The sequence below is a fragment of the Clostridium sp. RTP31139st1_H3_RTP31139_211217 genome (assembly GCF_040227035.1).
Taxonomy (GTDB): domain Bacteria; phylum Bacillota; class Clostridia; order Clostridiales; family Clostridiaceae; genus Clostridium; species Clostridium saudiense.
This window is the reverse complement of record NZ_JBCOAB010000015.1, coordinates 33,041-45,054: the sequence shown is the minus strand read 5'-3', so window position 1 is coordinate 45,054 and position 12,014 is coordinate 33,041. Positions and strand designations below refer to the sequence as shown.

General features: G+C 26.5%; 11 protein-coding genes. 8 read left to right on the top strand and 3 right to left on the bottom strand.

Annotated elements, in window-relative coordinates:
- Positions 1-8 precede the first annotated feature (8 nt).
- A complete protein-coding gene (locus ABUA17_RS08535; RefSeq protein WP_055276605.1) occupies positions 9-749 on the top strand; it encodes a TIGR03915 family putative DNA repair protein in 741 nt (246 codons plus the stop codon).
- A gap of 226 nt (positions 750-975) precedes the next feature.
- Complete coding sequence (locus ABUA17_RS08530) at positions 976-2,055, top strand: nucleotidyltransferase domain-containing protein (RefSeq protein WP_195952472.1); 1,080 nt, start codon at positions 976-978, stop codon at positions 2,053-2,055.
- A gap of 108 nt (positions 2,056-2,163) precedes the next feature.
- Here the strand turns inward: ABUA17_RS08530 and ABUA17_RS08525 are convergent, their stop codons facing one another.
- The gene (locus tag ABUA17_RS08525; RefSeq protein ID WP_042395507.1) at positions 2,164-2,607 is read right to left on the bottom strand and encodes a helix-turn-helix domain-containing protein; all 444 of its coding nucleotides are present in this window, start codon (positions 2,605-2,607) and stop codon (positions 2,164-2,166) included.
- Positions 2,608-2,709: 102 nt separating this feature from the next.
- Between ABUA17_RS08525 and ABUA17_RS08520 the strand changes: the two genes are divergently transcribed.
- The 3 genes from ABUA17_RS08520 (at position 2,710) to ABUA17_RS08510 (ending at position 5,307) form a co-directional block, all read left to right on the top strand.
- Complete coding sequence (locus ABUA17_RS08520; RefSeq protein ID WP_052330603.1) at positions 2,710-4,152, top strand: serine/threonine-protein kinase; 1,443 nt, start codon at positions 2,710-2,712, stop codon at positions 4,150-4,152.
- A gap of 110 nt (positions 4,153-4,262) precedes the next feature.
- On the top strand, positions 4,263-4,967 hold the full coding sequence (locus tag ABUA17_RS08515; RefSeq protein WP_195952471.1) for an Rv1352/Rv1906c domain-containing protein: 705 nt from the start codon (positions 4,263-4,265) through the stop codon (positions 4,965-4,967).
- 22 nt (positions 4,968-4,989) lie between these two features.
- A complete protein-coding gene (locus ABUA17_RS08510; RefSeq protein WP_052330605.1) occupies positions 4,990-5,307 on the top strand; it encodes a hypothetical protein in 318 nt (105 codons plus the stop codon).
- Positions 5,308-5,581: 274 nt separating this feature from the next.
- Here the strand turns inward: ABUA17_RS08510 and ABUA17_RS08505 are convergent, their stop codons facing one another.
- Both ABUA17_RS08505 and ABUA17_RS08500 read right to left on the bottom strand, forming a co-directional pair.
- The gene (locus ABUA17_RS08505) at positions 5,582-6,142 is read right to left on the bottom strand and encodes a hypothetical protein (protein WP_042395510.1); all 561 of its coding nucleotides are present in this window, start codon (positions 6,140-6,142) and stop codon (positions 5,582-5,584) included.
- A 153-nt stretch (positions 6,143-6,295) separates the two neighbouring features.
- The gene (locus tag ABUA17_RS08500) at positions 6,296-7,390 is read right to left on the bottom strand and encodes an Mbeg1-like protein (protein ID WP_042395512.1); all 1,095 of its coding nucleotides are present in this window, start codon (positions 7,388-7,390) and stop codon (positions 6,296-6,298) included.
- Positions 7,391-7,767: 377 nt separating this feature from the next.
- Between ABUA17_RS08500 and ABUA17_RS08495 the strand changes: the two genes are divergently transcribed.
- The 3 genes from ABUA17_RS08495 to dpaL all read left to right on the top strand — a co-directional run bounded on the left by ABUA17_RS08495 (position 7,768) and on the right by dpaL (position 11,986).
- Positions 7,768-9,090, top strand: a complete 1,323-nt coding sequence (locus tag ABUA17_RS08495) for an amidohydrolase family protein (protein WP_154820757.1) — start codon at positions 7,768-7,770, stop codon at positions 9,088-9,090.
- A 101-nt stretch (positions 9,091-9,191) separates the two neighbouring features.
- Positions 9,192-10,796, top strand: coding sequence for a selenate reductase (locus tag ABUA17_RS08490; RefSeq protein WP_195952470.1), 1,605 nt, complete (start codon positions 9,192-9,194; stop codon positions 10,794-10,796).
- A complete protein-coding gene (gene dpaL, locus ABUA17_RS08485) occupies positions 10,796-11,986 on the top strand; it encodes a diaminopropionate ammonia-lyase (protein WP_042395525.1) in 1,191 nt (396 codons plus the stop codon). Before ABUA17_RS08490 ends, dpaL begins: the two co-directional genes overlap by 1 nt.
- The last annotated feature ends 28 nt before the right edge of the window (positions 11,987-12,014 follow it).

The window sequence follows — 12,014 nt, the reverse complement described above, 5'->3', positions numbered from 1 at the left end:
ATAATATATTGAATTCATATTTATATGATGGAAGCTTTGAAGGTTTTTTAACATCTATTTTTTATGCTTATAGCTGCAAGGATAGTTGCATTATTGTAAAATCAAAAGAATATATTCCAAATTTAATAGATGAAGTAATAGATATAAATACAGAAATTGATAAGTTTGAGAGAGTTTATAAAAGTATGTCTGAAAAGCTTAATAATAATGTTTTAAGAAATGTATATTACTTATACCTTAGTGATATACAAGGATCAGAAAATCTTGCATTAGATTATTTAAGATTATGTTACAAGTATGGAATAGATATTAACTTAGCTAAAAATAATGAAACAATAATTTTAGTAGATAAATATTGCAAAAGAGTAAGTGGAGAAGCACATAGTTTTACTGGTTTTGTAAGATTTAAGGAAATAGGTCCTTTAAGTTATTATTCAGTTATTGAGCCAGATCATAATATATTACCTATAATATTAAGGCATTTTACTAACAGGTTTTCTGATCAAAATTTTATAATACATGATTTAAAAAGAGAAAAGGCAATAGTTTATAACACAAAAGAAGCAATTATTACAGACTTAACTAAAGAACAGGGAGAAAAGTTAAGTAATAAAATTGATGATAGTGATTTTGAAAATTTATGGAGGACTTTTTATAATTCTGTAAATATTGAAGAACGTAAAAATCATAAATGTAGAAATCAGCATATGCCAAGAAGGTATTGGAAGCATTTAACGGAGTTACAGTAAATAGTAACTCCTTTTTAGTATATAAAAAATTAAATGTTTACATAAAGGTGTTGACTTTGTTTAAAGTTAAAAAGATAATTAAATTGTAAATAATGGTAGAGGGGATAGAGAAATGAATCATGTAGCAAATAATAAAAAATATGAAGAGGTAAAGTAGCATTGGGGGAAAGTTAAATAAAATTTTTGGACATTAAAGGTCCAGAAAAATGGGAAAAGGTGAGAATTAATGGATGGGTCTATAAAAAAGAAGTTAGAGAAAAGAAATGAGAGAATAATTAATGCAGTTATAAAGAAGGCAAATAGTATTTGTCCAGAATCCATTGCATTAATAGGGGTTTATGGTTCATTTTATACTGGAGATATACATGACAAGTCAGATTTAGATTTATGTATTGTCATAAATGATGATGAAGGATGGAAACTTTCTTCATGTTTTATTTTAGATGATGTTGCTTTTGATATTTATTGTACACCATGGGATGCACTTGAAGATATGGCTGAATATAAAAACCCTTATATTACAAAGCTTTTAGATTTAAATGTTTTATATATTAAAGAGAAAAAGTTCTTAATAAGATATGATGAGTTAAAGTTAAAGGCTATAAAAAGATTAAAAGAAAAATTTTCTATAAAGGATAATGAAAATGCTGAAAAGCTTCTTGAAGAAGGAATTAAGGAATATGCTAATATAATGCTTAGTAGTGAGTATGGAGAATGTAGATATAAGGTAGCAGGAATGCTTTATAATATTGAACAAGCTATTTATATATATAATAAAAAATATATAAATACAGGTGTAAAGAGAATTCCTGAAGAAATATCAAAAATGGAAAATTTACCAGAAGGGTTTATTGAATTATATAAGAAGCTTATTGAATCAGAAAATATTGAAGAAATGAAGAATATATCAACAAGATTAATGAAATCTATGAAAGATTTTTCAAGTGTTATGAGAGCTAAGGTTACTACTAAAAAAACAATAACAGAAAATGATATTAAGGGATCTTATGAAGAAATTTACTCTAATTGGAAAAATAAGATGTATCATGCTGCTGATATAAATGATACTTATTTATCTTTGAACACTGCTGCAAGTTGTCAGGAATTTTATGATGGTATGTATAATGAATATAATATTAAAAAGGTTGATATTATGAAAAAGTTAAAAGATAATAATTTAAAGGAAGCAGCAAAATGTTTTGATGAAGCTATGGAAGAATATAAAGAAAATTATAATAGGTTAAATATCGATGTTGTAAAATATAATGATTTAGATGAGTTTGAAGAAAATTATTTACAGTCTTAATAAAATGGATTATATATTTGATATGGATAAATAGATTAGCCCTAGACGTGAACTACTAATTAGTTTAGTTTGCTTCTGGGGCTAATTTATATAATATCAAAAGGATTTTTACTCAACATTGCCTAAAAGCTCTAACTCTAACTCAGCTAATTTTAAATTTGCATCAATAACAGAGTAGCCATTATTTATAAAATAAATTATTAAGCCATCACGAGCATTTTTAGAATATAGCTTATTAAATCCTGCAAGGGTAAGGCATCTGTTAGATTCATCAATAGATAACTTGCAAGCAAGGCAGAGTTTTAATACATTATCTCTACTTGGGTTTTTTGTTCCATTTAGTATTTGATAGCCATAATTTCTATGAATATCAGCATTAGCAATAAGTTCACTCTTTTTTATTTTTTTAGAAATTCTTAAACTATCTAAATACTTAGAAAATGTTAATTTAGGAATTGGTGAAAGTGTATTTTTAATAAAATTATCAAGCTCACTTTCAGAATTAATATTATTAATTATATTATCAAGTTCAGTAGTATTATTATCTAACATTATTATTCTCCATTATTATTTTTATACTCAAAATTGAGTAATTCATATAATAATGATAAAATAAAACTTGCTAAAAATCAAATAACTAAGGGGTAGAGGAGTATGGAAAATGTTAGCTTTGATGAAATAGAATCAAAGTACAGTGAGCTTACAGAACTTAATAATTCAGCAAAAAGTAATGTATATTTAGTTAGAAGTGAAGTAGATGGAAGAATCTATATAAAAAAGGAGTTAAAAAATTATAATATTGACGTATATAAACAAATAATGAATATAGAAAATTTCTACATGGCTAGAGTATATGAAGTATTTAAATGTGAAGATTCATTAATAGTAATTGAAGAGTTTATTAATGGACAAACATTACAAGCTATATTAGACAATGAAGGACCATTAGAAGAAACAAAAGCAATAAAATATATGATTAATTTATGCTCGATTTTAGATGTTTTACATAATTTAAATCCAGCAGTTATACATAGAGATATAAAGCCTTCTAATATAATAATAGATAATAATGGAATATTAAAGCTTATAGATTTTGATGTTTCAAGAGTATATAAAGAAGAAAGAAATATGGATACGCATATATTAGGAACTAAGGGGTATGCGCCACCAGAGCAGTTTGGTTTTGAACAAACAGATTGTAGAAGTGATATTTATTCAGTTGGGGTAATGCTGAATGTATTAACTACAGGAAAGCATATAAAAGAAGAGCTAAATGAGGGAAAATTAAAAGGAATAATTAAAAAGTGTACAAACATTTCACCAGATAATAGGTATTCTAATGTAAAAGAATTAAAAAAAGCTTTAGAAAATGTTTTATACTATAAAGGACAAGAAGAGTATAAAGAAACAGTTATTAAATCTGAAAACTCTGAGCCAGAATTTATAAAAGATAAGTATAAACAAGAAGAAGAGGAAAGAGTATCAATTTCTTTAAATGAAAATAAATATACAAATGAAAAAACTAAAAAGGGAGTTCCAAAAATAAAAGAAAAGGAAGCTTCAAATAATGAAAATTTATTTTCAAATAAGGAGAAAGTATACAATAATTTTAAGAAATCAAATGAAAAAGAGAAATTGAACTTAAATAAATTTGGTGGAAAGAAGAAAGTTAATTTAAATAAAGCAGATGAAAAAGAAAAGCTTAATTTAAATAAAATAGATAAAGAAGAAAATTTAAATTCAAATTTAAATAAGGGAAAAAAACATAAAAAAATTAATATAATATCTGAAATAAAAGATTTACCAGGATGTGGGGCTAGGAATCCTTTTATGATATTGGGAGCAAGTTTATGGTACTTATTTTTAGCCTTTGGATTCTTTTGCAATTGGGGAAGTGGTGATATTACATTAATTTTAGAAGATATATTTGTTGTAGCTTTATTATTATCATTTACTTTATTTAATGGAAATTATAAAAATATAAAAAGTAAATTACCTTTGACTAGAAGTAATGTGAAAAATAGAGTGATAGCAGGTGTTATTATATATAATATTGTTATTTTTATGATATATGGAATTATCACAGAATTAATTTAAAAAAATATTAAAATGTATGCTGACAGCATAACAAAGGCCTTCAAAAAGTAATTAAAATAATATTATCAAGTGAAGTTAATATTATTATTTATTTTTTGGAGGTTATTTTTATGGAGAAAAAAGTTAAAAAACCAATATGGAAAAAATGGTGGGTATGGATACTTGCTGTTATTATAGTCGGTGCAATCACATCAGGAGGAGAAAGTGATAAGACTACTGATTCTAGCAATAATAGTAATCAAGGTATTGTAGTTCAAGAAGAAAGCGCTGATACAGCACAAGAAGTAAGCATAGAGACTGCAAATGAAGAAAGTAATACAACTAAGGAAGAAAAGAAGAATACTAAAATTAAAGCTGGAACTTATAAAATAGGTGTAGATTTACCAGCAGGAGAATATATATTTTTTGCAAAAGGAATGGGATATATAGAAGTTGCTTCAGATTCAACAGGAGCATTAGATAGTATTATTTCAAATGATAATGTATCAGGTCATACTTATATAACAGTTTATGATGGGGAATATCTAAAACTTAGAAGTGGTGAAGCTTATGCAGTTGCAGATGCGCCATCAGTAGTACCAAGTGATGGAATATATAAAGATGGAAAGTATATTGTAGGGAAAGATATACCAGCTGGAGAGTATAAGGTAACTGTTAATTCAAATATTGGTATGGGATATATTGAAGTGTCTAGTGATAGTAGAGGAGTTCTTGATTCAATTATAACTAATGATAATTTAATGGAAGATTCTTATATAACAGTACAAGATGGACAATATCTAAAATTATCTGGAGCTGAAATTAATATAAATTAGTTTGGAAGTAGAGGAAAAATTGATGAGTTATGATGGAGAGAAAGAAAATATTGCAGAAATTTTAGAAAAAGTTTTTGATAAATTTGAGAAAGAATTAAATGAAATGAGTCCAGAGGAAAAAGGTTCAGAGTTTGAATATGGGAAGTATATGGTTATATCTGATAAGGGACAGGAGACTGAAGAAGTCTATGGAATTTTTGATTATGAAATTGATGCATTAAGAAGATATAACGAAGTTAAAACTAAGAAGAGAAAGAAAAGTGTGTGTATTATTAAAGCTGATATAGAATTTATTTATTTAGAAGGAGTTAGATTTATTTTTGCTTATAAAGAGGTTTAAATAGATTGGCGAATTTAAATATAAATATAGATATGCAGATAAATATAAACAGATAGAAATATAATATGAAAAATATTTATAATCCCCATAGATAAACAATAAGTTTATCTATGGGGATTAGTTATGGAATTTAAAATTAGAAAATAAATTAGAAGTATGTAAATAAGTTTGTTTAAATTGTATAAAGTCAGCTGATTTTTAGTAATAATTAATATTATAAAGTGAAATTTTATAATTTCACTTTATAATATTAAGGTTTGTTAGCAACTAAATATTAATGTTTATAACCACTTCCCGCACCAGTTATAGCTTTAATTTCATGAAGATTAAATTTTCTATCGGAGTTATGGAATAATGCATGAATTCTGTGGCTTTTATGAGTCATTGATTCATTAGAGGTAGTATTATTTGAATTATTTACAGCACTTTTACTATGATCTTTATAGCCATTACCAGCACCAGTTTGTGCTTTTATTTTATGTATATTAGCTTTTCCTTCGATTTTTGTTACTACATCATAGATATTATGACTTTTATGTTGGACTTTTGATACATTATCATTAGATGGAATAGTAGTATATTTATGACCACTTCCAGCACCAGTTTTAGCTTTAATTTCATGTAAGTTTAAATCACTTCCATGCTCATTAAAAACCTCATTTATCTTATGACTTTTATGTGTTGGATTATTGTTATCTATCATTTCTGATGGTGTTGTATTAGTAGAACTAAGTCCATTACCAGCACCAGTTTTAGCCTTTATTTCATGTAAGTTAAGATCTTCATCACTTTTATTTATTACTTCAGATATTTTTTTGCTTTTGTGTGTACACATAATAACCTCCTTAAAATAAAATACTTTTATTAATATTGTTTTGTGTTTAATTCAAATTTTAATACATGAAGTTTATGGATGAATATGAATTAAATATGAAAATAATTAACCAATAAATCACATAATATTTAAGGATAAATTTAATGTAGGAGATTATTTATCGTTATGACTGAAGGTTTTAAAATTGAAAGTTGAAAGTTCTTTAAATAACTCAAAAATCATAGTTTTAATTTCCTTATCTACATGCTTTGCAGAATCCCATATAAGAGGAAGATTTTTTTTCCAATCATGAAAAATTTCAATAAAACTTTCAGATTTAGTACAAGTAAAAATATCAAATAAACCATCAATAAATAATTTTCTCTTTTTATCATCAATATCTTTTAACCATTGATGTAAAGTATCACAAGTATATTTAGAACCATGAGAAATCTTTTCTAAATAAACAAAATCAGAGTCCTTTATTTCCCAGGAAAAAGGATCATGTTGTCCTATGCCTCCAATTTTATTACTTTTTATCACATGATAATCTTCATGGTTTTCTAGAAGCATTCCTATAAGCGAAGAATATGGTAATGTTTTACTTATCTTATCTTGTATCTTAATAAAAGCATCACTTTTTATAACTTCTTCTCGGAAACCAGGACCATCATGACTAAAAATTTTTTTAATACGTGGTGATGCTTCAAAATCACAATGCATAGAAGCATAAACAGCAATATTTCCACCTTTAGAATGACCGCCTACATAAAAATCATGAGGAATTAGTTTTGAAATTTTATTTATATAACCAACTCCTTCTAATTGAGAGGGAACTGGAATAGTAAATGCCATGTTAAAGTCTTCTTTCCAACCAACAATGCTATAATCTGTACCACGAAAGGCTATATAAGCTAAATTTTCATTTAAAATAAATGTTGTTGCAGAAAATTGTTTTTCAAAAATTGGATCAGTTTTTGATATATGATAATTAATTTTTATATTTCTAAATCTAGGATTAGAGCAAAGATTAAAAAGCAAGTCCTTAGTTTGCTCTGCATAAGCAATATCCTTAAACATTTTAGGAAAAAACTCAGCTTTTAGTAAATCTTTTAAAAGTATTGAATCACTATTACTATCTATTGTTCCTATTAATTCATCAAGTTTTATGTAACTTAGTTGAGAAAGGATTAATGAATCTACATCATTAAATTCTTTTATATCCATTGTATGTAATTCGGTTTTAGCATAATCTATAATATTTTCCATTTTAAACTCCAATTATAAAAATATAATTATTTAATATTTTTAAAATAAAGATTATTAATTTATAAAAAAGTATTCTTAATATTGTTTTATCTAAATTAATAGGAAAGATACATTAAATTAATTAAGATTTGTAATTTTTATAAAGGAGAAAATTATATTTAGAAACTATATATGAATAAGTAGTTGGATTTTTTATTAAATAATAAAAGGCTTTAATGGTATTATAGCAATATGAAAAGAAAGCTAATAATACATAATCATATATCAATTATTAAAGACGTAAAATAGTTTAAACAATTATTTTATGTCTTTTTTATTATAAAAATTTTTTTATATTTATTTATAAATTAATCAATGGAATTTTGTGGGAGAGAGTTATGTATGATTTAGGAATTAAAAATGGAACAGTTTATTTAAATGGAGGGTTTTTCAATTGTAATATTTATATAAAGAATGGTGTTATTACTAATATTACAAATGAAGATTTAGGGTGTAAAGTAGAAGAAAATGCTTCTGGAAAGCTAGTACTTCCAGGTTTTATTGATCCTCATGTTCATTTTAGTTTAGGGGTAGGAAGTAATATATCTAGTGATGATTTTTATACTGGTTCAATTAAGGGGGTGCTTGGAGGAGTTACAACATATATTGATTTTTTAGATCCTATAAAAAGTGTAGAAGAAATTGAAGAAGCATATAAAAATAGAATGAAATTAGCAGAAAAGAGTGTAAGTGATTATGCTTTTCATACAACTATTGCAAATCCTAAAAGTTCTCCAGAAGAAATAATAAAAGCAGGTATTGAAAAGGGGATTACATCTATAAAGTTATTTACAACATATGCTGACACAGATAGAAGAACATATGACAAATACATATATGATTTATTAAAGCTATCAAAAAAGTATAATGTTAGGGTTGTTATTCATGCAGAAAATGATGAGTTAGTAAGTGATGATAAAAAAGTAAAAGTCAAAGATCATGAAGTTTCAAGACCAGTAGTTAGTGAAGTAACAGAAGTTTTAAAGCTTGCAGAAATGGCAAGGGAAACTGGAGGGTTATTATATATTGTTCATGTTAGCTGTGGAACTACTGTAAAGAGATTGAAGGAGTGTTTTTCTAAAGAATTAAAATCAAAACAAATTATTTTAGAAAGTTGTCCACATTATTATTTATTTAATAGTGAGATATATAAGGGTGAAGAGGGATACTTATATCTTATGACACCACCATTAAGGCCTGAAGAGGAAAGAAAATTATTATATGAACAAATAGATTTTATTACAACAATTGGTACAGATCATTGTCCATTTGCAAAGGAATTAAAAAATAAAAAATATACAAGTGAAATTGCCATGGGAATAGGTGGAATACAGTATTCTTTTCAAAATATGTATACAGAGTTTGGAAGAAAAATTATTTCCAAATTTACAGATGGACCAGCAAAAGCATATGGATTGTATCCACAAAAGGGAAGTTTAATGGTTGGCTCATATGCGGATATTGTTATTTATGATGAAAATATAAAAGAAGTTATAAATGACAGTGAAAGTATTTATGATGGGAAAAGTATGAAAGGTAAAATTGAAAAGGTATTTTTAAGAGGAAAGCTAATAGCTGAAAAGGGAAAGGTTTTAGAAAGTAAAGGCTCTTATGTGAATAGAAATGAAATAAGCTTATTTGATAATAATAGTAGGTTATAGAAAAGTGTGAATACTTAATTACAATATTTAAATAAAGAGAAAGTAATGGTAAGGTGAAGAGAAGAATAAACTAAATTATGGAAGAGAATGGGAGGTAAATTATGAGTGATAAAATGACCCCTATATCATTTAAAGAACTTTTAAATCAAGCTATTAAAGAATATAAAAGAGAAAAAACTATATATTATGTACCAGTATCAAAAGAAAGAATTAAAAGTCCAATAGGTCCAGCTGCAGGGCCCCATACGCAATTAGCTCAAAATATATTAGCAGCTTATGCAGGTGGTGCAAATCACTTTGAATTAAAAACAGTTCAAGTATTAGAAGGTAAAGAACTAGGTATTTTAAAACCTTGTATTTATGTAGAAGGAGAAGCTTATAATACTGAATGGTCTACAGAATTAACTGTACAAGAGGCTTTAGAAGAATATATAAAAGCATGGTTTTTACTTAAATTAATTTCAAAAGAATTTAATATTAATGATGAAAATGATTTTGTTTTTTATATGAGTGTGGGATATGACTTAAAAGGTATTAAATCAAAGAAAATAGATAACTTTATTGAAGGGTTAAAAGATGCTTCAAACACAGAAATATGGAAAGAATGCAAAAAATATTCTCTTGAAAACTTAGATCTATTTGAAAATGTTACAGCAGAATATATTGAAAATATAACACCTAATATTTGTAATACTATAACCTTGTCTACAATGCATGGATGTTTGCCAGAAGAAATTGAAAAAATAGCAGAGTATTTATTAAATGAAAAAGAATTAAGTGTGTATATAAAGTGTAATCCAACATTAGTTGGATATGATAAAGCAAAGGAAATATTAAAGGGGCTTGGATATGATTATGTTGTTTTATCAAAAGAAGCTTTTGAACATGATATTTCTTTTAAGGAGTTAACTGATATTATTAGAAGATTAATTAAAATTGCAGAAAATAAAAACTTAGTTTTCGGAGTTAAATTAACTAATACATTTCCAGTTAAGATTACAAGAAATGAATTACAGGAAAATGATATGTATATGTCTGGTCCACCACTTTACCCATTTTCAATAAATGTTGCAGCAATGATAGCAAAAGAATTTAATGGCGATTTACCAATTTCATATTCTGGGGGAGCTGATGTAAATAACATAAAGGATATTTTAGACACCGGAATTTATCCAGTTACAGTTTCAACTTTGTTATTAAAGCAAGGTGGATATAAAAATATTACAAGATTAAACGAAAAATGCAAGGATTATAAGAGAGGCAAGATTACAAAGATTAATGTAGAAAAATTAGAAGCACTTGCATCTAAATCAATTTCAGATTTTAATTATTCAAAAAATATTAAAAAGAAGGCTGAAATTAAAGGTGGAGATTATAGCGAGTTTTGCTCAAAGTGCAAAAACTGTGTTGATGTCTGTCCTAACAGGAGTAATAAGTTAGTTAATGTGGATGGTAAGAAATATACAGTTCATATTGATGATTTATGTAATGAATGTGGAAATTGTGCTTTGTTTTGTATTTATAATCATAGTCCATATAAAGAAAAGTTTACTATATTTAGTTCAAAAGAAAATTTCGATAATAGTAAAAATAATGGAGTTTATTTAGATAAAGATATGTTTTTAAGAACTAATAAAAGAGATGTTTCTATAGAAGAAGCTAATGAGTATAAGAAAATTTATAAAGCAACAAGGAGAGATATTTAATGAGTTTTGAAATAGTAAGCTATGAGAGAAAAAAAGAAAAAGTTTCTGTGAAACATTTAGGATTAGAGACTGCAAAAAAAGTACAAAGATTTCACTCAAGCTTTCCAATTTATAAAAAAACACCTTTAGTAGAATTAAATAATTTAGCAAAGAAATTAAAGGTTAAAAATATTTATGTTAAGGATGAATCATATCGTTTTGGTTTAAATGCCTTTAAGGTGCTTGGAGGAAGCTTTGCTATTGGAAATTATATATCTAAAAAGTTAGATGAGGATATTGAAAATATGCCTTATGAAAGAATGATTTCTAAAGAAGTAAGAGAAAAGCTAGGAGATTTGACTTTTATTTCAGCTACGGATGGAAATCATGGTAGAGGAGTGGCTTGGACAGCTAATCAATTAAAGCAAAAATGTGTGATTTATATGCCAAAGGGAAGTGCAAAAGAAAGATTAGATAATATTCGTGCTGAAGGGGCAGAAGCTGAAATTACAGAGTTTAATTATGATGATGCAGTTAGATATTCTAATAATTTGGCAGAAAAAAATGGATGGGTAATGGTTCAAGATACTGCTTGGGATGGATATGAAGATATTCCAACTTGGATTATGCAAGGATATACTACAATGGCTTATGAGGCTTATAATCAATTAAATGGAGTAAAGCCAACACATATTTTTGTACAAGCAGGAGTGGGATCTTTTGCAGCTGCAGTACAAGGCTTTTTTGGTGATGTTTATGGTGAAGACAGGCCAATTACAACAATAGTAGAACCAAATGAAGCAGCTTGTATTTTTAAAACTGCTAAAGCTAATGATGGTAAAATTCACCCAGTTACAGGGGAGATGAAAACTATTATGGCAGGGCTTGCTTGTGGGGAACCAACAACAGTAGGATGGAGAATTTTAAAAGATTATGCTGATAACTTTATATCTTGTCCAGATTATGTAGCAGCACAAGGAATGAGGATTTTAGGCAATCCATTAAAAGGTGATGAAAAAATAATTTCTGGGGAAAGTGGAGCTTCAAGTTTTGGATTTGTAAGTGAAGTTTTAAGAAATAAAGATTTAAAGTGGCTTAAAGAAGAATTAATGCTAGATGAAAATTCAGTTATTTTATTTTTTAATAGTGAAGGAGACACGGATAAAGAAAATTATAGAAAAATAGTATGGGATGGAGAATATACGAGGTAAGAAATAATAAAAAAATTGATAAAAAATA

Bases quoted from the DNA above. Each gene is read 5' to 3' on its own strand.
- ABUA17_RS08490 (WP_195952470.1), top strand. From the start codon at position 9,192: ATGAGTGATAAAATGACCCCTATATCATTTAAAGAACTTTTAAATCAA.
- ABUA17_RS08530 (WP_195952472.1), top strand. From the start codon at position 976: ATGGATGGGTCTATAAAAAAGAAGTTAGAGAAAAGAAATGAGAGAATA.
- ABUA17_RS08510 (WP_052330605.1), top strand. From the start codon at position 4,990: ATGAGTTATGATGGAGAGAAAGAAAATATTGCAGAAATTTTAGAAAAA.
- ABUA17_RS08520 (WP_052330603.1), top strand. From the start codon at position 2,710: ATGGAAAATGTTAGCTTTGATGAAATAGAATCAAAGTACAGTGAGCTT.
- ABUA17_RS08515 (WP_195952471.1), top strand. From the start codon at position 4,263: ATGGAGAAAAAAGTTAAAAAACCAATATGGAAAAAATGGTGGGTATGG.
- ABUA17_RS08505 (WP_042395510.1), bottom strand. From the start codon at position 6,142: ATGTGTACACACAAAAGCAAAAAAATATCTGAAGTAATAAATAAAAGT.
- ABUA17_RS08525 (WP_042395507.1), bottom strand. From the start codon at position 2,607: ATGTTAGATAATAATACTACTGAACTTGATAATATAATTAATAATATT.
- ABUA17_RS08500 (WP_042395512.1), bottom strand. From the start codon at position 7,390: ATGGAAAATATTATAGATTATGCTAAAACCGAATTACATACAATGGAT.
- ABUA17_RS08495 (WP_154820757.1), top strand. From the start codon at position 7,768: ATGTATGATTTAGGAATTAAAAATGGAACAGTTTATTTAAATGGAGGG.
- dpaL (WP_042395525.1), top strand. From the start codon at position 10,796: ATGAGTTTTGAAATAGTAAGCTATGAGAGAAAAAAAGAAAAAGTTTCT.